19 protein-coding genes are annotated in these 20,601 nt (G+C 73.8%); 12 read left to right on the top strand and 7 right to left on the bottom strand.

The genetic code is table 11. The features are described from left to right. Nucleotides 1-54: 54 nt before the first annotated feature. Together BGP03_RS26730 and BGP03_RS26725 are read left to right on the top strand one after the other, a co-directional pair. Nucleotides 55-819, top strand: coding sequence for an SDR family oxidoreductase (locus BGP03_RS26730; protein WP_296369948.1), 765 nt, complete (start codon nucleotides 55-57; stop codon nucleotides 817-819). Further along, on the top strand, nucleotides 819-2,066 hold the full coding sequence (locus BGP03_RS26725) for a DUF4032 domain-containing protein (protein WP_298797625.1): 1,248 nt from the start codon (nucleotides 819-821) through the stop codon (nucleotides 2,064-2,066). Before BGP03_RS26730 ends, BGP03_RS26725 begins: the two co-directional genes overlap by 1 nt. Here the strand turns inward: BGP03_RS26725 and BGP03_RS26720 are convergent. Genes BGP03_RS26720 through BGP03_RS26700 form a run of 5 tightly spaced genes read right to left on the bottom strand, consistent with a single transcriptional unit; the run spans nucleotide 2,061 to nucleotide 9,194 of the window. Next, entirely contained in the window at nucleotides 2,061-3,455 is a 1,395-nt protein-coding gene (locus BGP03_RS26720; protein WP_296369944.1) for a hypothetical protein, read from the bottom strand. The two genes, BGP03_RS26725 and BGP03_RS26720, sit on opposite strands and share 6 nt — an antisense overlap. A gap of 10 nt (nucleotides 3,456-3,465) precedes the next feature. Next, entirely contained in the window at nucleotides 3,466-5,127 is a 1,662-nt protein-coding gene (gene cydC / locus BGP03_RS26715) for a thiol reductant ABC exporter subunit CydC (protein WP_298797626.1), read from the bottom strand. A 14-nt stretch (nucleotides 5,128-5,141) separates the two neighbouring features. After that, nucleotides 5,142-6,800 (bottom strand): thiol reductant ABC exporter subunit CydD, encoded by a 1,659-nt coding sequence (gene cydD, locus BGP03_RS26710; RefSeq protein WP_298797628.1) that lies wholly within the window; start codon nucleotides 6,798-6,800, stop codon nucleotides 5,142-5,144. Further along, nucleotides 6,797-7,780 (bottom strand): cytochrome d ubiquinol oxidase subunit II, encoded by a 984-nt coding sequence (gene cydB, locus BGP03_RS26705; RefSeq protein WP_298797629.1) that lies wholly within the window; start codon nucleotides 7,778-7,780, stop codon nucleotides 6,797-6,799. The genes cydD and cydB overlap by 4 nt, the downstream gene beginning before the upstream one ends. Before the next feature lie 10 nt (nucleotides 7,781-7,790). Beyond that, nucleotides 7,791-9,194, bottom strand: a complete 1,404-nt coding sequence (locus tag BGP03_RS26700) for a cytochrome ubiquinol oxidase subunit I (RefSeq protein ID WP_298797631.1) — start codon at nucleotides 9,192-9,194, stop codon at nucleotides 7,791-7,793. Nucleotides 9,195-9,309: 115 nt separating this feature from the next. Between BGP03_RS26700 and BGP03_RS26695 the strand changes: the two genes are divergently transcribed. The 10 genes from BGP03_RS26695 to BGP03_RS26650 all read left to right on the top strand — a co-directional run bounded on the left by BGP03_RS26695 (nucleotide 9,310) and on the right by BGP03_RS26650 (nucleotide 19,550). Continuing rightward, a complete protein-coding gene (locus tag BGP03_RS26695) occupies nucleotides 9,310-9,570 on the top strand; it encodes a hypothetical protein (protein WP_296369938.1) in 261 nt (86 codons plus the stop codon). After that, nucleotides 9,570-10,478 (top strand): FAD:protein FMN transferase, encoded by a 909-nt coding sequence (locus tag BGP03_RS26690; protein WP_298797633.1) that lies wholly within the window; start codon nucleotides 9,570-9,572, stop codon nucleotides 10,476-10,478. The genes BGP03_RS26695 and BGP03_RS26690 overlap by 1 nt, the downstream gene beginning before the upstream one ends. Next, nucleotides 10,475-11,074 (top strand): ferric reductase-like transmembrane domain-containing protein, encoded by a 600-nt coding sequence (locus BGP03_RS26685; RefSeq protein ID WP_298797635.1) that lies wholly within the window; start codon nucleotides 10,475-10,477, stop codon nucleotides 11,072-11,074. The genes BGP03_RS26690 and BGP03_RS26685 overlap by 4 nt, the downstream gene beginning before the upstream one ends. Further along, entirely contained in the window at nucleotides 11,071-12,222 is a 1,152-nt protein-coding gene (locus BGP03_RS26680) for an NADH-ubiquinone oxidoreductase-F iron-sulfur binding region domain-containing protein (protein ID WP_298797637.1), read from the top strand. The genes BGP03_RS26685 and BGP03_RS26680 overlap by 4 nt, the downstream gene beginning before the upstream one ends. Next, nucleotides 12,219-12,428, top strand: a complete 210-nt coding sequence (locus tag BGP03_RS26675; protein ID WP_296369934.1) for a ferredoxin — start codon at nucleotides 12,219-12,221, stop codon at nucleotides 12,426-12,428. Before BGP03_RS26680 ends, BGP03_RS26675 begins: the two co-directional genes overlap by 4 nt. A gap of 58 nt (nucleotides 12,429-12,486) precedes the next feature. Then, nucleotides 12,487-14,349, top strand: a complete 1,863-nt coding sequence (locus BGP03_RS26670; protein WP_298797640.1) for a methylmalonyl-CoA mutase family protein — start codon at nucleotides 12,487-12,489, stop codon at nucleotides 14,347-14,349. A 64-nt stretch (nucleotides 14,350-14,413) separates the two neighbouring features. Next, nucleotides 14,414-16,582, top strand: a complete 2,169-nt coding sequence (scpA, locus tag BGP03_RS26665; RefSeq protein ID WP_298797641.1) for a methylmalonyl-CoA mutase — start codon at nucleotides 14,414-14,416, stop codon at nucleotides 16,580-16,582. A 69-nt stretch (nucleotides 16,583-16,651) separates the two neighbouring features. Next, nucleotides 16,652-17,641: a methylmalonyl Co-A mutase-associated GTPase MeaB gene (meaB, locus tag BGP03_RS26660; protein ID WP_298797643.1), complete on the top strand. Its 990-nt coding sequence runs from the start codon at nucleotides 16,652-16,654 to the stop codon at nucleotides 17,639-17,641. Between the two features lie 117 nt (nucleotides 17,642-17,758). Continuing rightward, on the top strand, nucleotides 17,759-18,562 hold the full coding sequence (locus BGP03_RS26655) for a metal-dependent hydrolase (protein ID WP_298797644.1): 804 nt from the start codon (nucleotides 17,759-17,761) through the stop codon (nucleotides 18,560-18,562). Between the two features lie 139 nt (nucleotides 18,563-18,701). Further along, nucleotides 18,702-19,550 carry a DUF1932 domain-containing protein gene (locus BGP03_RS26650; protein ID WP_296369929.1) on the top strand — a complete coding sequence of 283 codons (849 nt, stop codon included), beginning with the start codon at nucleotides 18,702-18,704 and terminating at the stop codon, nucleotides 19,548-19,550. On the opposite strand, the gene BGP03_RS26645 is transcribed toward BGP03_RS26650, so the two are convergent. Continuing rightward, the gene (locus tag BGP03_RS26645; protein WP_298797647.1) at nucleotides 19,547-19,720 is read right to left on the bottom strand and encodes a hypothetical protein; all 174 of its coding nucleotides are present in this window, start codon (nucleotides 19,718-19,720) and stop codon (nucleotides 19,547-19,549) included. The genes BGP03_RS26650 and BGP03_RS26645 overlap by 4 nt on opposite strands. A gap of 113 nt (nucleotides 19,721-19,833) precedes the next feature. After that, complete coding sequence (locus BGP03_RS26640) at nucleotides 19,834-20,589, bottom strand: SDR family oxidoreductase (protein WP_296370110.1); 756 nt, start codon at nucleotides 20,587-20,589, stop codon at nucleotides 19,834-19,836. Nucleotides 20,590-20,601 lie beyond the last annotated feature (12 nt).

Below are 20,601 nucleotides of genomic sequence, written 5' to 3'. Positions count from 1 at the left end.
GCCGGGCCAGAAAGACTGCGCGGTGGCCCTTCACCGAAGCAGGAAGAGGATGAGATGACCGAGAACGTGCCCCAGCGGGTGGCGATCGTGACCGGAGCGGCCCGGGGGATCGGTGCGGCCACCGCACTGCGCCTGGCCGCGGACGGCCTCGCCGTCGCCGTCATCGACCTCGACGAGGCGGCCACCAAGGGCACCGTGGAGGCGATCGAGGCCGCGGGCGGGAAGGCCCTGGGCGTCGGCGCCGACGTGGCCGACGCGGCGCAGGTCGAGGCCGCCGTCGCGCGGGTCGCCACGGAGCTCGGCGCGCCCACGGTGCTGATCAACAACGCCGGCGTCACCCGCGACAACCTGCTGTTCAAGATGACCGAGACCGACTGGGACACCGTCATGGGGGTGCACCTCAAGGGCTCGTTCCTCATGAGCAAGGCCGTGCAGAAGCACATGGTCGACGCGAAGTGGGGCCGCATCGTCAACCTCTCCTCCACCTCGGCGCTGGGCAACCGCGGCCAGGCCAACTACTCCACGGCCAAGGCGGGCCTGCAGGGCTTCACCAAGACCCTCGCCATCGAGCTGGGCAAGTTCGGCGTCACCGCCAACTGCATCGCGCCGGGGTTCATCGTCAGCGACATGACCAAGGCCACCGCGGAGCGCATCGGCGAGGACTGGGAGACCTACGTGTCCGCGCGCGCCGCCGCCATCCCGGTGGCCCGCGCCGGGCAGGTCGACGACATCGCCCACACCGTGTCGTTCTTCGTCAGCGAGGGCGCCGGGTTCGTCTCGGGCCAGGTCATCTACGTGGCGGGCGGCCCGAAGGCCTGATGCGCTTCATCTTCCGGCCCCCGGCGTCCCAGGCGGCGGGCCTTCTGTCCCTGCCCTGGGAGCAGCCGCTGGAGACCTGGGAGGACGACCGGCTGCTCGAGATGGCGCACCGCGGCATCTCGCGGCACGTCGTGCGGTTCGTCGAGGTCGACGGCATGGTCTACGCGCTCAAGGAGATCGACGAGCGCCTGGCCCGCCGGGAGTACCGCCTGCTCGGCGAGCTGGAGACCCTCGGGATGCCGTCGGTGTCGGTGCTGGGCGTCTGCGTGGAGCGGGCGTGGATCGACGAGAACACCCCGCAGGACGCCATCCTGGTCACACGGTTCCTGGACTACTCCATGTCCTACCGCTACGTGTTCAGCCACGGGCACACGCCGCAGACCACCGACCGCCTCGTCGACGCGATGGTGCAGCTGCTCGTGCGGCTGCACCTCGCGGGGCTGTTCTGGGGTGACTGCTCGCTGTCCAACACCCTGTTCCGCCCGGACGCGGGCAGCATCGGTGCCTACCTCGTCGACGCCGAGACCGCCGAGATGCACGCGACGCTCAGCGACGGCCAGCGCCGCTTCGACATCGACTACGCCGCCGAGCGCGTGGGCGGGGAGCTGTTCGACCTGCAGTACGGCGGGCTGCTGCCGCCCGACGTCGACCCCGTCGAGATCGCCGGGGAGATCCCGCGCCGCTACCACGCGCTGTGGGACGAGCTGACGCGCGAGGAGCACTTCCGCCCCGACGAGCAGCGCTACCGCGTGGCCGAGCGGGTGGACCGGCTCAACGAGCTGGGCTTCGACGTCGACGAGATCGAGCTGATCACCACCGACGAGGGCACGCGGCTGCGGGTGCACACGCGGGTGGCCGAGGCGGGCCGCCACCGCACCCGGCTGTTCGCGCTGACGGGCCTGCAGGTCACCGAGAACCAGGCCCGGCGCCTGCTCAACGACGTGCTGAGCTACCGCGCCCACCTCGAACAGAAGGAAGGCCGCCCGGTGCCGGAGACGGTGGCGGCGCACCGCTGGCGGTCGGAGATCTTCGACCGGGTGATGGGCATGGTGCCGGCCGAGCTGGACGACCGGCTCGCGCCCGCCGAGGTGTTCCACGAAATCCTGGAGCACCGGTGGTTCCTGTCGGAGCAGGAGGGCAAGGACGTGGGCACGACCGCGGCCGCGCGCTCCTACGTGCGCAAGATCCTCCCGGGTGCGCCGAGCACGCTCACGGTGCTGCCGGACGTGCCCGGCGCCCCCTCATGAGCTGATGCTGGTGATCGACGACGTCCACGCGGGGATCGGGTCGGCGGCCTTCGGCACGGTGACGGCGTCGCCGGTCAGGTTCACCACCAGCGCGCTGCCGCCCTCGCGGAACGCCACCAGCGGCAGGGTCGTGGAGTAGCCGATCTCCACGTCGCCCCTGGCCAGCCGGGGTACCAGCCACTGCCAGGCCGCGGTGAGCGGGGTGGCCCGGCCGCCGCCGGACTTCGTGCTGTCGGTCCACAGCGCGGCGTAGCCGAGGTCCCTGCTCGCCTGCGGCCCCCACAGCAGGGCCCCGGCGGCCCCCGACCGCGCGAACGCCGCCAGCGCGGACAGGGTGGCGGCGGCGCTGGCCGGGCTGTTGGGCGCGCTGTCGCCGCCGCCGGGCAGGTCCGGGTAGAACTCGGCCCACCAGATCGGCAGGTCGGTCTGCTGTTTCAGCCAGGCGTCGAGGTCGGCGAACTTCTGGGCCCCCTCGCGCAGCGACGTGGGGGGCGTCATCTGACGGGTGGACGTGCCGCCGTCGACGGCCAGGAAGTCGGCGCCCACCTTGTGCTGCAGCCAGTAGGTGATGACGTCGAGCGGGCGCTGGTCGGCCACGCCCCACTGGCCGCTGATGTCGGAGCCGTCGTTCTGGCCGGGGTCGAGGCTGTCGAGCACGATGTAGGGCCCGCCGACGGGGAGGTCGGGGCGCACGGCCTTCACCGCGGTGTAGACCTTGTTGTAGAGCGCGGTGTAGGCCTCGAAGTCCCAGCGGTTCCGGCTGTCGTCGTAGAAGCCCTTGAGCTCGTTCCAGACCAGCACGCGCTGGATCTGCGGGTAGCGCTTCACCGCCGCCGCGGCGAGGGCGGCGAAGTCGTCGTAGTGGTCCGGGGTGGGGGCCACCTCGATCTGCGACCAGTCGGTCTGGCCCGGCGCGCCGCCCTTCATCCAGTCCGGTGAGCAGCACAGCGTCAGGACGGTCTTCCCGCCCGTGTCCTTGACGAGCTTCATGCGCGTGTCGAGGCTGGACCAGTCGTAGTCGCCGGGGGAGGCCTCGGGGTTGAGCGTGCCGAAGCCCATCAGGTGGACGTTCTGCCAGCCGCCGGCGTCGGCGGTCCGGAGGATCTGCTCGCCGCTCTGCCGGGCGGCCGCCGGCTCCTCGGGATCGAGGCTCGACTGCGTGTGGGTGACGCCGAGGGCCATCGGCGAGCCCTGCTTCTGCCAGTTCCAGTCGCCGGCCAGCGCCGCGGTCACCGTGGTGACGACCGACGCGGGCGGCGGGGTGCTCGCGCAGGCGGTGAGGACGACTGTGAGCAGGGCGAGGACAGGCAGGGCCAGCCCGAGACTCCCGGACCGGCGGCGCGGCGGGAACAGGTGCCGTGATGGTGGTCGGCGTGAGAACGCAGTCACGGGTAGTAGCCTATCGATCGCTGAGAGTGGTGGCGGCGGCGTACCAGCCGGGACGGGCGCGGAGCTCGGCGTCGGTGCCGCGCTGCTCCACCCGACCCTCGCGGACGACGACGATCTCGTCGAGCCGGTCGAGCCCGGCGAGGTCGTGGGTCACGAGGAGCATCGAACGGTCCGCGGTGGCGTCGAGGAGATCGTCGAGGACGGCACGGGCCGTGTTCGGGTCCAGGTGGGTTGTCGGTTCGTCGAGCACGAGGATCCGCGGGTCGGCGAGCAGCGCCCGGGCCAGGGCGAGACGCTGGCGCATGCCGCCCGACAGGCGCGTGCCGTGGGCGCCGACCTCCTCGTCGAGCGTGGTGGAGCCCATGCCGACGCGGTCGAGCACGTCGCGCAGGTCGGCGTCGGTGGCTCCCTCCCGGGCCAGGCGCAGGTTCGCCGCGACGGTGCTCGCGAAGACGTGCGGGTCCTGGGGCACACCACTGATCGTGGCCCTGGTGTCGTAGGGCTCCTGGGACGTGAGGTCGACGCCGTCGAGCGCGACGGTGCCCGCGTCGGGGTCGCGGAAGCGCAACAGCACGTCGGCGAGTGTGCTCTTGCCCGCTCCGCTCGGTCCGACCACCGCCACGCGCTGTCCGGGGGCGACGTCGAGGTCGAGGCCGTCGAGGGCCCAGGGCTCGCCGGGGGCGTAGCGCACGCGCAGGTCCCGCACGTGCAGGCCGCGCTCCGCGGTGACGGGGCCCGCGGGCCGGAGCTGCACGGCGGGCGGGGTGTCGAGCACGTCGAACAACCGGGCGCCCGACGCCCGCACCGCCCCGAGCCGCGCCGCCGCCGCGGGCAGCGGGGCGACGATCTCGAACGCGGCCAGGGCGGTGAGCACGACGACGGCGAGGGACACCGTGCCCAGGTGGGCGACGCCCAGCAGCAGCGTCGCCCACAGCGTCAGTCCCGTGACCAGCGCGGATGCGCCGGCGCCCAGCCCGAGGAGGCCGGCGTCGCGGCGGGCCACGCGGGTGAGCTCGGCGTCGGCGCGTGCGATGCGGGCCACGGCGGCGGGCATGGCGCCGTAGGCGACGAGGTCGGGGGCGCCGTGCAGGGCGTCGACGAGCGCCGTCGACAGATCGGCGTTCGCGGCGGCCCGGCGGCGCCCGGGGCCGCGCCCGGCCGCGGCGGCGGCCAGCGGCACGGCGAGCCCGCCGAGCACCAACCCGGCGGCGAGCACGAGCCCGCCCGGTACGAACACGATGGTCGACAACGTGACGACCCCGGCGCCGGCCACGAGCGCGGCCAACGGTGGGGTGAGTCCACGGATCAGCAGGTCCTGGGTGGCGTCGGTGTCGCCGACGAGGCGGGTGACGAGGTCACCGGAGCGGAACCGGCGCACGGGCTCGGTGGCCGCCAGCCGCGCGTACACCCGGACCCGCACGTCGGCGAGGGTGCGCAGCGCGGCGTCGTGGGTGACGAGGCGTTCCAGGTAGCGGGCGAGGCCACGGGTGACGCCGAGCGCACGGGTGGCGACGATCGCGACGCTCAGTGCCGTGAGCGGCGGGTGCTCGGCGGCGGTCGCGATCAGCCAGGCCGCGGCCGCGAGCAGGGCGACGGCGGAGGCGGTGGCGACGGCGCCGGCGAGCACCCCGAGGGCGAACCGCGCTCCCCGCGGCCGAGCAAGAGCGACCATCCTCAGCAGAGGACTCACGAGCCACCCCCGATGCCAGCAAAGTGGCTTTCCTGGCACCAGGGGAGGGCCACCACCTCGTCGGCCAGCCCCGACCAGCCTCCGTCGTGGGCCACGATCAGCCCCGTGCGGCCCTCCAGGAGGCGCGCCACGCCGGCCCGGACCAGGGCCGCGTTCTCCGGGTCCAGGTGGGCCGTCGGCTCGTCGAGCAGGACGATCGCGTCGGGGGTCCGCGCCACCCGCAGGAACGCGCGCGCCAGGGCGATCCGCTGGCGCTGCCCGGCCGAGAGCCTCGTACCGCGCTCACCGAGGCGGGTGGCGTAGCCGTCGGGGAGGGCGGTGATCACGTCGTGGGCGCCGGCCAGGCGTGCGGCCGTCTCGACGTCCCCGCCGATGGTGCCGAGCCGGATGTTGTCGGCCACCGACGCGTCGAGGAGGTAGGGGCGTTGGGGAACCCAGGCCACCCGGCGGCGCCAGTCCCCGGCGGGGATGTCCGCGAGATCGACCTCGCCCACCGTGATCCGGCCCGCGTCGGGTTCGGTGAAGCGCAGCAGCAGCGACAGGAGCGTGGTCTTGCCCGCGCCGCTGCGGCCCGTCACGAGCGTGGTGGTGCCGGGGCGCAGCACCAGGTCGACGCCCGCCAGCGCCGGTTCCGTGCGGCCCGGGTAGGTCAGGCCGACGCCGTGGAAGCGGATCTCGGCGCCGGTGGGCGGCTCGGCGGGAGCGGCCGGCTCGGGCGCGGGCCCGCCGGGGCCGTCCAGGACCGCGAACACCCGCCCGGCGGCCGCGACGCCCTCCATGCTCGCGTGGAACCGCGCCCCGACCTCGCGCAGCGGCAGGTAGGCCTCCGGAGCGAGGACCAGGACGAGCAGGGCGGTGTCCAGGCCGAGCTGGCCGTAGAGCAGCCGCAGCCCCACCTCGACGGCCACCAGGGCCACCGCGATCGTCGCGAGCAGCTCCAGGACGAACGCCGAGAGGAACGCGACGCGCAGCGTGCCCATCGTGGCGCGGCGGTGCTCGTCGGTCACGCGGCGGATCAGTTCGGCCTCGGCCTTCGCCCGGCGGAAGATCGCGAGCGTCGGCAGGCCCTCGACCACGTCGAGGAAATGGCCGCCGAGCCGCTCCAGCAGCCGCCACTGGCGGGCCGTCCGGTCCTGGGTGTGCCAGCCGATCAGGGCCATGAACACCGGGATCAGCGGCACGGTGCAGGCGATGACCAGCGCGGAGATCCAGTCGGCGCGCGCCACGACGACCAGCACGGCGACGGGCACGAGCACGGCGAGCACGAGCTGGGGCAGGTAGCGGGCCACGTAGTCGTCGAGCGCGTCGAGGCCCCGGGTCGCGAGGGTGGCGAGCTCGCCCGCGTCGGTCGTCACGGGGTCGGCGGCCGGGCCGGTCACGTGGGCGACCAGCCGGCGGCGCAGATCGGACTTGACGCGCGCCGCGCTGCGCAGGGCCGCGGTCTCGGCCCCGTAGGCCAGGACGACCCGGGCGGACACGACGAGGGCGAGCGCCGCGAGCGCGGCCGTGGCCGGCCCGCCCGAGATCACCCCCGCCAGCAGCCGGGCCTGCACCAGGATCAGCCCGGTCAGCGCCGCTCCGCACGCGATCGCGACGACGAGGTGGACCCGGACCGACCGGGTGGTCGCCACCAGCCGCGGGTCCAGCGGCTTCATGCCGTCACGCGCCGGCGGAAGACCCAGTAGCTCCACGACTGGTAGGCGATCACGACCGGCAGGAAGATCCCGCCCACCCAGCTCAGCAGCGTCAGCGTGTAGGGCCCCGATGCGGCGTTGGCCACCGTGAGGTCGAACGCGGGGTCGGTCAGCGACGGCAGTACCGCCGGGTACAGCGACCCGAAGATCACCACGGTCAGCGCCGCGATCGTGACGGCGGTGGCGACGAACGCCCACCCCTCCCGCCCCCGCACGGCGAGCAGCGCCGCGGCGACGAGGAGCCCCACGACGACGACGGTGACCCAACCGGCCGCGGTCTGCGCCAGGAAGACGGCCAGGGCCACGACCGCCACCGGGGCCAGCCGCTTCACCAGGGCCCGGCCCAGGAACCGCGCGGGCCCGTCGGTCTTCAGGGCCACGAACACCGCGCCGTGCAGGGCGAACAGCGTGAGCGTCACCAGGCCGCCCAGCAGCGCGTAGGGGTTGAGCAGGTCCGCCGGCGACGAGGTGACCACGCCGTCGGCGCCCAGCTCGACGCCGCGCACGAGGTTGGCGAACACCAGGCCCCAGACGAACGCCGGGACGGCGCTGCCGACGACGATCCCGAGGTCGCACCGGGCGCGCCACTGCTCGCCGGCCGTGTCGACGCCCGCTCCGCCTTCGCTCCGCGGGGCCTTCCCCCGGTACTCCAGTGCCACCCCCCGCACGATCAGCGCGAGCACGACGAGCAGCACCGGCACGTAGAAGCCCGACAGCGTGGCCCCGTACCAGGCGGGGAAGGCGGCGAACATCGCGCCGATCGCGGTGATCAGCCAGACCTCGTTGCCGTCCCAGACCGGGCCGATGGCCTTCAGCGCCGTGCCGCGGTGGCGGCCGAGCGCCGGCAGCAGCATGCCGACGCCGAAGTCGAACCCCTCCAGGACGAAGTAGCCGGTCCACAGCACGGCGATGGCGACGAACCAGACGGTGGGCAGGTCCATGACGGCTCTCCTAGTACCCGAACGCCGGGAGCTTCTCCGGCTCCCCTGAATCGGACGACGCGGCGGCGGTGTCGACGGGCTCGGGCCCGGCCTTCACGTAGCGCCACAGCAACCGGGCCTCGACGACCGCGAGCGCGCCGTAGAGGGCGGTGAACACCGTGAGTGAGATCGCGACCTCGACGAGGCTGACGCCGGGGGAGACGCTGGCCGCGGTGAGCAGCTCGCCCACCACCGTCCAGGGCTGCCGGCCGACCTCGGTCAGCACCCAGCCGAAGATGTTGGCCGCCAACGCCGCGGGCAGGGCCGCGATGGCCAGCTTGTACATCCAGCGCTGCACCGGCAGCCGACCGCGACGGGTGAGCCACAGCCCGGCCACGCCGACGCCGACACCGGCCATGCCCAGCCCCATCATCAGCCGGAACGCCCAGTACAGGACGGGCACGTCGGGGATGTAGTCGCCGGGTCCGTACTGCGCGACGCTCTGGGCCTGCAGCTCGGTGATGCCCTGCACGGGCGCGGAGAACGTGTCGGTGGCCAGGAAGCTCAGCAGGTACGGGATCTGGACGTTGATGCTGTTGCGGCTGCCCTCGACGTCGCCGACGGCGAACAGCGAGAACCCGGCGGGCTGCTCGGTCTTCCACAGCGCCTCGGCCGACGCGAGCTTCATCGGCGAGTACCCGGCCAACAGCTGGGCCTGGTTGTGCCCCGAGAGGGCGACGACGATGCCGGCGACCGCGGTGGTGGCGAGGCCCGCGCGCAGCGTGCGACGGAAGAGGTCGTCGTGATCTCCGCGGAGAATGCGTAGCGCGCTCACCGCCACCACGAACAGCCCGGCCACCACGAACGACGCGCCGAGCACGTGCACGTAGGTGGAGATCGCCTGCGGGTTGGTCAGCACCGCGACGATGTCGGTGAGCCGGGCCCGTCTCGTGATCGGGTCCACGACGAAGCCGACGGGGTGCCGCATCCACGCGTTCGCGGCCAGGATGAAGAACGCCGAGAGGTTGGAGCCGATCGCGGCCAGCCAGATGGTGGCCAGGTGCACGCGCTTCGGCAGCCGGTCCCAGCCGAAGATCCACAGACCGATGAACGTGGACTCCAGGAAGAACGCCAGCAGCGCCTCCAGGGCCAGCGGGGCGCCGAAGACGTCGCCGACGAACGTCGAGTAGGCCGACCAGTTCATCCCGAACTGGAACTCCTGCACGATCCCGGTGACCACGCCCATCGCGAAGTTGATCAGGAACAGCTTCCCGAAGAACTTCGTGGCGCGCAGGTACTCCGGCCGCCCGGTGCGGTGCCACGCGGTCTGCAGCGCGGCGACGACGACCGACAGACCGATCGTCAGCGGGACGAACAGGAAGTGGTAGATCGTCGTGATCCCGAACTGCCAGCGGGACAGGTCCAGGGCATCCACGGGAGCCTCCTCACGGGAACTTCTACGTTCTGTAGTAGTTCTACACCGCGTAGAAGAATCGCGTCCACATGATCGGCACAGCGGACGCACAGGCAACGTCGGCACCGTCGGATGCATGAACCGGACACCGCGTGCAGCGGGACAGCGCAGGGTCGTCCTCGTGACGGCGGCGATCGCCGGTGTGGGCGTGGCCGGGGCCGTCGGTCTCGCCGTCGTCGCCGGTCACGGCACTGCCTCCGCGAGCACGACCAGCTCCTCCACCACCGCCACGACCTCCACCGACGGCTCGTCGTCGAACTCCTGGCAGCCCTCGGGGACCTCGGTCGGCCAGGGCTCGACGAGTGGCGGATCACAGGCCTCCTCGGGCGGCTCGTGATGCCGCTCCTGGAGACCCTCCCGGTGGGGCCGGGCACCGCCCAGTGGCCGCTGTGGAGCACCACGGCGCGGCTCGTGGTCACCGACCCGGACGCGCTGCCCGTGGCCCGCCGCGTGGTGGAGGACGTGACGCGGCAGGTGGAGGCGGCGTGCAACCGCTTCCGCCCCGACTCCGAGATCATGATGCTCCCCGGCGACGGCTCGCCGACCCCGGTGAGCCCGATGCTGGCCGAGCTCGTGACGACGGCGGTGCTGGCGGCCGAGCGGACCGACGGCGACGTCGACCCGACTCTCGCCCACGCGATGAACGCCGCCGGCTACGACCGGGACTTCGCCCTGCTCGGAGGCGGACCGATCCGGACCTTCCTGGCCGCCCCCGAACCGGCCTGGCGGCGCCTTCGCCTCGACGGCGACACCCTCACCGTGCCCGCGGGCACGCAGCTCGACCTCGGCGCCACGGCCAAGGCCTGGGCGGCCGACCGCAGCGCCGCCGAGGTGGCGCGCGCGTGCGGCACCGGGGTGCTCGTGGCGCTGGGCGGCGACATCGCCACCGCCGGTCCCGCCCCCGACGACGGCTGGCGCGTGCTCGTCCGCGACCAGGCGGAGGACCCGGTCGCCCCGGTCACCCTGGCCGCCGGCGGCGCGCTGGCCACGTCCAGCACCGTGAGCCGCATCTGGGACCACGGCACGGCCCACCACCTGCTCGACCCCCGCACCGGCGTCCCGGCGAAGCCCGTGTGGCGCACCGTCAGCGTCGCCGCCGGCACGTGCGTCGAGGCCAACACGCTCACGACCGCGGCGGTCGTGCGCGGGCTCGACGCGCTGCCGTGGCTGCGCTCGCTCGGCGTCCCGGCCCGCCTCGACGGAGCCTCGTTCACGATCGTGGCTCTCGGAGAGTGGCCGTCATGAGCGACGCCCTGTGGTACCTCGGCCGCGGCACCGGCGTCGTGTCGCTCGTCCTGCTCACCCTCGTCGTCGCGCTGGGCGTCGCGACGCGGTCGGGCCGACCGCTGCCCGGGCTGCCCCGCTTCGCCGTCACCGCCGTGCACCGCAGCGCGAGCCTGCTCGCCGGGGTGTTCCTGGCGATCCACGTCGGCACGCTGCTGTTCGACCCCTACGCGGGGCTGAACCTCGTGTCGCTCGTCGTCCCGTTCTCCGCGGGCGCGCACCCGTTCTGGTACGGCCTCGGGGCCCTCGGGCTCGACCTGATCCTGGCGCTGGTAGTCACGAGCGTGCTGCGCGACCGGATCGGGCCCCGCGTCTGGCGCGGGATCCACTGGGCCGCCTACGCGTCCTGGCCGATCGCCCTGGCCCATGGCCTGGGCTCCGGCTCCGACGCCTCGACCGGCTGGATGCTCACGATCACCGGGGTGTGTGTCGCCACCGTGCTCGCCGCGGTCGGCTGGCGGGTCTCCGAGCGCTTCGCGGAGGTGCCCGACCTCGCCCCCGTTCCCGTCACCGCGCCGCCTCTCGTCGGCACCGGACCCCCGGAAGGACCCCGATGACCGCCACCCTGGACCCGCCTGTGCGTACCAGCCCGCTCCTGGACGCGACACGCCCGCCGCTGCGCCCGGTGCCGCTGCGCGGAGCCGCCGTGATCGCCGAGGTCGCGGCCGCCGGCCTCACCGGGCGCGGCGGTGCCGGATTCCCGATGGCGCGCAAGCTCGCTGCCGTGAACGCCGCGGTGACGGTCACCGGCCGGACGCCCGTCGTCGTCGGCAACGGCTCGGAGGGCGAGCCGGCCAGCTCCAAGGATCGGGTGCTGCTCACCACCGCGCCGCATCTCGTGCTCGACGGGCTGGCGGTGGCGGCCGACGCGGTCGGCGCCGACCGGGCGCATCTCGTGGTCACACCGGCTGCGGTCGCCGCGGTGCGGGCGGCCGTGGCGCAGCGCTCCGACCGTGTACCGGTCGACGTCGTGGCCGCGGGGGAGCACTTCGTCTCCGGGGAGGAGACGGCCGTCGTCGCGGGGCTGGAGGGGCGTCGAGCGGTGCCCGGGGACAAGTTCCGGCGGGTGGTGGAGTCCGGGGTGCACGGCCGGCCGACCCTCGTCCAGAACGTGGAGACCCTGGCCCACCTCGGGCTGATCGCGCGGTCCGGCGCGGCCTGGTTCCGCTCCCGCGGCACCGCGGCCGAGCCCGGCACCGCGCTGGTGACGATCAGCGGCGCGGTCGCACGGCCGGGGGTGTTCGAGGTGGACCACGGGGCGCCCCTGCGAGACGTCGTCGGGCTCGCCGGTCCGCGTGGCGAGACCCCGGTGCTGGTCGGGGGCTTCCACGGCGCCTGGCTGGCCCCGCACGAGGTCGCGGGCGCCGCGTTCTGCCGGGCGTCGCTGGGCACGTTCGGCGCGTCACCGGGCGCGGGGGTGCTCATCGTGCTCCCGGCCGGGGCGTCGGGTCTCGCCGAGACCGCCCGCATCACCGCCTACCTTGCCGGGCAGAGCGCCGGCCAGTGCGGACCGTGCGTCAACGGGCTGCCGCGCCTCGCCGCCGAGCTGGGGCGGGTCGCGGCCGGACACGGGAGCCGGCCTGATGATCGGGCCGAGCTGTACCGCCTCGCCGGGCTCACCGAGGGCCGCGGCGCCTGCCACCACCCCGACGGCACCGTGCGGCTGGTCGGCAGTGCCCTGCGCGTCTTCGGAGCCCGATCATGACGACCCTGCACCTGGACTGGACCCGCTGCCGCGGCCGCGGCGGCTGCGTCGAGCTCCTGCCCGAGCTCATCGGCCGCGACGAGTGGGGCTACCCGCTCACCGCCACCGACGTGCCCGTCCCGCGGGCCCTGCGCGGAGCCGCCGAGCAGGCCGTGCGCGACTGCCCGCGGATGGCGCTGCAGTTGTCCCCGCGGTTCGCCGAGTAAGCGGTGTCACCCGTCTCGGAGTGGAACGGTCAACCCCGACTGTCACTAGACTCCGCGCATGGTCGACGGCCGCGAAGAAGCAGGCGCACCTGAAGCACCCGACGAGCTCGTGCTGGCCGGGGAGTTCCCCGCCGCCTCCCGTGAGCAGTGGGTGGAGCTGGTCGACGGGGTGCTGAAGAAGTCCCGGCGCATCACCGACGACGCGGAGCCCGGCGCCGGCGTCGCGAAGCTCGTGCGCACCTCACCCGAGGGCATCGGGGTCCTCCCGCTCTACACCGCCGAGGACGTCGCCGACCTCCCCGCCGCCGGGGTGCCGGGGCAGCAGCCGTTCGTCCGCGGCGCACGCGCCCGGGGGCCGGTGCCGGACGGCTGGGACGTGCGGCAACGCCACGCCGAGCCCGACCCGCAGACCGCCCACACCGCGGTGCTCGCCGACCTCGAGAACGGCGTCAACTCGATCTGGCTCACCGTCGGCGACGGCGGCACCGCCCCGGCCGACCTGCCCACCGTGCTCGACGGAGTGTTCCTCGACCTCGCGCCGATCGTGCTCGATGGTGGGGGCGCCGAGGAGTTCCTGGCGCTGGCCACCGAGCGCGGGATCGATCCGGTCGCGCTGCTCGGCACGCTCGGGGTCGACCCGATCGGGGTGCGCGCCCGCACCGGCTCCGGCCCGGACCTCGACTCGGTCGTCCCGCTCGCCCAGCGGGTCGTGGCGGAGTTCCCGCAGGTGAAGGCGATCGTCGTCGACGGGTTGCCCGTGCACTCCGCGGGCGGGTCCGACGCCCAGGAGCTCGGGTTCTCCCTCGCCGCGGGCGTCGCCTACCTGCGCACGCTGACCGGGGCGGGCGTGGACGTCGACGCGGCCGCGCGGCTGCTGGAGTTCCGCGTCGCCGCCACCGCCGAGCAGTTCCCGACCATCGCGAAGCTCCGCGCCGGCCGCCGGGTCTGGGCCCGGGTGCTGGAGGCGAGCGGCGCCGCGCCGGGGACCACACAGACCCAGCACGCCGTCGCGTCCCCGACGATGCTCACCCGCCGCGACCCCTACGTGAACCTGCTGCGCGGCACCGTCGCCGGGTTCGCGGCCGGCGTGGGCGGGGCCGACGCCGTCACGGTCGCGCCGTTCGACGCGGCGCTGGGTCGGTCCACCCCGTTCTCGCGGCGGATCGCGCGCAACACCCAGTCGCTGCTGGTGGAGGAGTCGCACCTCGCCCGCGTGATCGACCCGGCAGGCGGCTCCTGGTTCGTCGAGTCGCTCACCGACTCCCTCGCGAAGGCCGCCTGGGCGTTCTTCCAGGAGATCGAGGCCGCCGGCGGCGCCGTCGCGGCGCTGGACTCCGGGTTCGTGGCCGAGCAGATCGCCGGAGTGCGTGCGAAGCGCCAGAAGGACATCGCGACGCGGAAGGTGCCGCTGACCGGCGTCAGCGAGTTCCCCGACCTCGACGAGAAGCCGGTCCACCGCGACCCGCTCCCGGCCGCGGCCGGCGGCGGTCTCCCGGTCTACCGCCCCGCCGGGGCCTACGAGTCCTACCGCGACCGCTCCGACACGGTGCTCGCCGAGTCCGGCGCCCGACCGCGCGCGTTCCTGGCCACGCTGGGCCCGCTCGCGGCCTACACCGCCCGCGCCGGCTTCGCCCGCAACCTGTTGCAGGCGGGGGGGATCGAGGCCGTCGAGGCCGGGCCGACCGAGACCGTCGAGGACGTGGTGAAGGCCTGGACCGACACCGGCTCGCCGGTCGCGGTCCTCTGCAGCACCGATGCGCTCTACGGCGAGCGCGCCGAGGCCACCGTCGCCGCGCTGCGCGAGGCCGGCGCCACCTACGTCCTGCTCGCCGGCAAGGCCGACGTGCCGGGCGTCGACGCGCAGCTCTACGCCGGCGGCGACGCTCTGGCCACCATCGACGCGGTGTGGTCCGCCCTGTGACCACCCGTGAGCGGATAACAGTGTTCCCGCCCGGATTTCCGCGCACGACCCCAGGAGGCGCGCGATGACCATTCCCGACTTCACCACCGTCTCGCTGGAGACCGGCGCCCCCACCGGTGAGTGGGCCCCCGACCCCGCGCCCGAGACGTGGGAGGCGCCCGAGGGCATCGGCGTCAAGCCGCTCTACACGGCCGCCGACCTCGACGGCGTCGACTTCCTCGACACCTACCCCGGGATCACGCCGTACCTGCGCGGGCCCTACCCGGCCATGTACGCGACGCAGCCGTGGACGATCCGCCAGTACGCGGGCTTCTCCACCGCCACGGAGTCCAACGCGTTCTACCGGCGCAACCTCGCCGCCGGGCAGAAGGGCCTGTCGATCGCGTTCGACCTGGCCACCCACCGCGGCTACGACTCCGACCACCCCCGCGTGGCCGGTGACGTCGGCATGGCGGGCGTGGCCATCGACTCGATCTACGACATGCGCCAGCTCTTCGACGGCATCCCGCTCGACAGGATGTCGGTCTCGATGACCATGAACGGTGCGGTGCTCCCGGTGCTCGCGCTCTACATCGTCGCGGCGGAGGAGCAGGGGGTGAAGCCGGCGCAGCTCACGGGGACCATCCAGAACGACATCCTCAAGGAGTTCATGGTCCGCAACACCTACATCTACCCGCCGCAGCCCTCGATGCAGATCATCTCCGACATCTTCTCCTACACCTCGCGGGAGATGCCGAAGTTCAACTCGATCTCCATCTCCGGCTACCACATCCAGGAAGCCGGCGCGACGAACGACCTGGAGCTGGCCTACACGCTCGCCGACGGCGTCGAGTACCTGCGCGCCGGGATCGACGCCGGGCTGGACGTCGACACGTTCGCGCCCCGCCTGAGCTTCTTCTGGGCGATCGGCATGAACTTCTTCATGGAGGTCGCGAAGCTCCGGGCCGCGCGGCTGCTGTGGTCGAAGCTGGTGCACCAGTTCGACCCGAAGAACGCGAAGTCGCTCTCGCTGCGCACCCACAGCCAGACCTCGGGCTGGTCGCTCACCGCGCAGGACCCCTACAACAACGTCATGCGCACCTGCATCGAGGCGATGGCCGCCACCCAGGGCCACACGCAGAGCCTGCACACCAACGCCCTCGACGAGGCGCTCGCGCTGCCCACCGACTTCTCCGCGCGCATCGCGCGCAACACCCAGCTGCTGCTGCAGCAGGAGTCCGGCACCACGAACGTGATCGACCCGTGGGGCGGCAGCCACTACGTCGAGCGGCTCACCTACGACCTCGCCCGGCGCGCGTGGGCGCACATCACCGAGGTCGAGCAGGCCGGCGGCATGGCGCAGGCCATCGACGAGGGCATCCCGAAGCTGCGTGTCGAGGAGGCCGCGGCCCGCACCCAGGCCCGCATCGACTCCGGCCGCCAGCCCGTCATCGGTATCAACAAGTACGTCGCCACCTCGGACGAGGAGCTGGAGGTCCGCAAGGTCGACAACGCCGGGGTCCGCACCGAGCAGTTGGAGAAGCTGCGGCGCCTGCGCGAGGAGCGCGACGACCGCCGGGTCGACTCCGCGCTCACCGCCCTCACCAACGCGGCCGCCCGGATCGCCGAGGGCTCCACCCGCACCGACGAGCAGAACCTGCTGCACCTCGCCGTCGACGCGTCCCGCGCGATGGCCACCGTCGGGGAGATCTCCGACGCGCTGGAGAAGGTGTTCGGCCGGCACGCGGGACAGATCAGGATCATCTCCGGCGTGTACTCGAAGGAATCGGGCACCAGCCCCGCCGTGGCCCGGGCGCGCGAGGCCGTCGAGGAGTTCGCGGAGGCGGAGGGCCGCCAGCCCCGCATCCTGGTCGCGAAGATGGGCCAGGACGGCCACGACCGCGGCCAGAAGGTGATCTCCACGGCGTTCGCCGACCTCGGCTTCGACGTCGACGTGGGCCCGCTGTTCCAGACCCCCGCGGAGGTGGCGCGCCAGGCCGTGGAGGCCGACGTGCACGTCGTCGGGGTGTCGTCGCTCGCCGCGGGCCACTTGACGCTGGTGCCGGAGCTGCGCGACGAGCTGGCGAAGCTCGACCGGTCCGACATCATGATCATCGTGGGCGGGGTGATCCCGCCCGCCGACGTGCCCACGCTCCTCGAGATGGGCGCGGCGGCGGTGTTCCCGCCCGGCACGGTGATCGCGGAGTCGGCCGTCGAGCTGCTGGCCAAGCTGACGGCCGCGTTGGACAGATGAGACCTGCGCTACCGCGCCCGTGCGCGGAGATCAGGGTCGGGACACCGATATCCGCGCACGAGGTGTTCTGTGGCTGAGCGCCGAGCCGTCGACGTCCCTGCGCTCGCCAAGGGGGTGCTGGAGGGCAACCGGTCGGTGCTCGCGCGGGCCGTCACGCTCGTCGAGAGCCGCCGGGCCGACCACCGCGAGGCCGCCCAGCAGCTGTTGATGGAGCTGCTGCCGCAGGCGGGTGGGGCTCATCGCGTGGGCATCAGCGGCGTGCCCGGCGTCGGCAAGTCGACGTTCATCGAGGCGCTCGGCACGATGCTCACCGGCGCCGGCCACAAGGTCGCCGTGCTGGCCGTCGACCCCTCGTCCACGCGCACCCGCGGCTCGATCCTCGGCGACAAGACCCGGATGGCCAAGCTCGCCAACGACGCGAACGCGTTCGTCCGGCCGTCGCCGTCGGCGGGCACGCTGGGCGGGGTCGCCCGCGCCACCCGCGAGACGATCGTGCTGATGGAGGCCGCGGGCTTCGACGTGGTGCTGGTGGAGACCGTGGGCGTGGGGCAGTCGGAGGTGACGGTCGCGGGGATGGTCGACACGTTCCTGCTGCTCACCATCGCCCGCACCGGCGACGCGCTCCAGGGCATCAAGAAGGGCATCCTCGAGCTCGCCGACGTCGTCGCGGTCAACAAGGCCGACGGCGACCACGAGCGCCCCGCGAAGGCCGCCGCGCGCGAGCTGGCCGGCGCGCTGCGGATGATGACGCCCACCAGCGAGAGCTGGCAGCCGCCGGTACTGGCCTGCAGCGCGCAGACCGGGGCCGGAATGGCAGAGGTGTGGGAGAAGGTCACCGAGCACCGCGCCACCCTCGACGAGCACGGCGAGCTGTCACCGAAGCGCGCGACGCAGCAGGTGGAGTGGATGTGGGCGATGGTCCGTGACCAGCTCCTGGACCGGGTCGCGACGGACCCTGCGGTGCAGGCGGAGCTGCCGACGCTGGAGGCCGAGGTCCGCGGGGGCGATCTGACCGCCACCCTGGCGGCGCAACGCATTCTGGGCCACCTGGGTCTGTAGATCGACGCGACCCCGACCGACCCGTCACAACCGCCACGGGTGACCATGTGGCGATCGGGGTGGGCGGTCACGGCGTGCCTCGCGGCCGGTGCCGCGCCGCGCGCCTACGGTTCTCGGGTGCTCGGGGTCTCTCATGCCACGTCCGGTGCGGCCCTGGGGCTCGCGGTCGCGGGGTTCGCGCCGCGGATCGCCGACGTCCAGCCCTCCGCGGGATCGATCCTGACTTTCGCCGGGGTGTGCGCGGGGGCCGCTCTGCTCCCGGACCTCGACCACCCGTCCTCCGAGGCCACCCGCCGGTTCTCCGTGGCGTCGTGGCTGGCGTCGCGGGTGATCCGGCCGCTGTCCGCGTTGGTGTACGACCTGACGAAGGGCCGCCGCGACACCGGCCGCGGCACCCATCGCGGGCTCACCCACACGGTCGTCGGTGCGGTGCTGCTCGGGGTGGCCGTGAACCTCGCCTCCGCCCGGTGGGGCGAGCCCGTCCTGCTCGGCACGCTGTTCGTCTGCCTCGCGTTGGCGATCAAGGGCCTCGACGCGATCGTGCCCGGCCCGCCGTCCCTGGTGATCGCGGCCGGGCTCACCCTCGCCGTGCAGCAGTACGTGCCCGGCGGCACGGCGGGCACCGCGGGCTGGCTCGGCACCGCGATCACACTCGGGATGCTGGTGCATTCCGCGGGCGACGCGATCACCGAGTCGGGCGCGCCGCTGCTGTGGCCGTTGCGGATCCGGCAGCGCAGCTGGTATCCGGTGGGTAGCCCGCGTGCCTTCCGGTTCCGTACGGGCGGGGCGGTGGAGGCCTGGCTCGTGGCGCCGGCATTGACGGTGGCGGTGTTCGTGCTGGTGGCGCTCGTGGTGCCCGGGGTGGCCCCGGTACTGGAGCAGGCGCGCGACCAGCTGCAACGCCTCCTGACCCGGGCCTGAGCCCTCGGCCCCACCCACCTCGCAGCACGTGGTGCTGCTCGCAGCCCGCCGGCGCGCTGCGAGGTGACCCGACGGGCTGCGACGTCCGGGGACCGGGGCACCCTGCGCGCCCGGACGGCTGTGGCGCGATGATGCTGCCGTGACCTTCGCGCTGCCCCCCCGGCCCGTCATCGGGATCCTGCACCCCGGCGTCATGGGCGCCTCGGTCGGTTCCGCCCTCAAGCCCGTTGCGGGGGCCGTGATCTGGGCGGCGGCGGGGCGCAGCGTCACCACCTCGAAGCGGGCGGAGATCGCCGATCTGGTGGGCGTCCCGGATCTCGCCGAGCTGGCCCGGCGCGCCGACGTGGTGATCTCGGTGTGCCCGCCCGACGCCGCGCGCGACGTCGCGGAACAGGTGGCGGCCGCCGCGGGCGACCGCCGCCCCCTCTACGTCGACGCCAACGCCGTCTCGCCCGCCACGGTCGCGGGCATCGGCGAGCTGTTCGGGGCCGACCGCACGGTGGACGGCGCGATCATCGGGCCACCCGCGTGGGAGCCCGGGCACACCGTGCTGTGGCTCGCGGGGGAGCAGGCGCCGGTGGTGGCGGCGCTGTTCGCGGGCTCGCCGTTCACCGCCCGCGTGCTCGACGGCGGGATCGGGGCCGCCAGCGGCCTGAAGGCCTGCTTCGCGGCGCAGAGCAAGGCGCTGCCGACGATCTGGCTGGCCATCGCGGAGGCGGCCCGGGCCTACGGCGTCGAGGACGCCCTGCGCGAGGAGCTGGCCCGCGACGGCACGGACCTCGTCGCGAAGCTCGAGCAGCTCGACACCCGCGCGGCGGCCAAGGCGTGGCGGTGGGTGGGTGAGATGGAGGAGGCCGGTGACGCGTTCGCGGCGGTGGGCCTGCCCGACGGGTTCTCCCGGGCCGCCGCGCAGATGTACCAGCGGATGGCCGACGGCGACCCGATCGACCGCGCGAACATCTGGGGCCTGCGCGGAGGGGCCGTCTAGCGGTCGAGGGCAGCGATCGCGTCCGCGGACGGGACCTCCCAGCCGCGGTTGTAGGCCGAGGACGTGAGGGTGGTGCGGGTGGTGCGGGTCTCGGCGGCCGCCCCGCCGACGAGGACGGCGCCCGCGGCGACGGCGAGCACGAGGGCGATGACCAGGGGCTTCCGCTGCATGGCCCCAGCTTGGCGGGTGATCATCGCTGCGTCGCGCCTGCGGTGGGGATCTCACCCGAAGGTGTTGCCGGGTGCCCGCCCGACCGCGTGACGTGATGACGGTCCGTGGTGCGTCAGGGCGTCCAGCGCCGGAATCCACCCTCGGCGTCCACCACCTGACCGGTGATCGTCTCCGCGTCCGGGCCGAGCAGCATCGCGACCACCGCCGCGGCCTCGGCGGGGGAGTTCCAGCGGCCGCGGGGCATGTGCCGGCCGACGAACGCGTCCTGGTCCGCGGAGGCCCAGCCCGTGTCGGTCGGCCCGGGATTGACGCAGTTCACCGTGATCCCGCGGTCGACGAGCGCGTCGGCGAGGCTCGCGGTGAGCTGGTGCAGCGCGCCCTTCGTCGCGATGTAGGGGATCTCGTCCGGCATCGGCCCGCGGTGCTGGCCGGACGTGAACAGCACCACCCGCCCGGTCTCGCCGGTGAACTGCGCCGCGAAGGCCTGCACCAGCAGCAGCGTCGCCCGCACGTTGACGGCCCAGGTGCGGTCGAGCATGTCGGCGGTGAGGTCGCCGATGCCGGTGGACTGGCTGCGGGCGTGGTTGACGACGAGCGTGTCCAGCGCGCCGAACCGCTCCACCGCGGCCGCCACGAGCCGCGCCGGCGCGGACGCGTCCTCGAAATCGGCGGCGAGGTGACCGACCCGGGAACCCAGCTCGGCCAGCACGCCGTCGATCCCGTCGGGATCGGCGCCCCACGGCTCCGTGGCGTCGTAGGGGCTCCAGGAGTGGGCGAACACCCGGTGGCCGTCGTCGAGCAGCCGGCGGGCGATGGCGAAGCCGATGCCCCGGCGGCGGCTGACGCCGGTGACGAGCGCGGTGCGGATCATGGTCAGGTG

The sequence above is a fragment of the Pseudonocardia sp. 73-21 genome (assembly GCF_001899645.1).
Taxonomy (GTDB): domain Bacteria; phylum Actinomycetota; class Actinomycetes; order Mycobacteriales; family Pseudonocardiaceae; genus Pseudonocardia.
The sequence above is the reverse complement of the archived record's forward strand: the minus strand, read 5'-3'. Positions and strand labels throughout refer to the sequence as shown.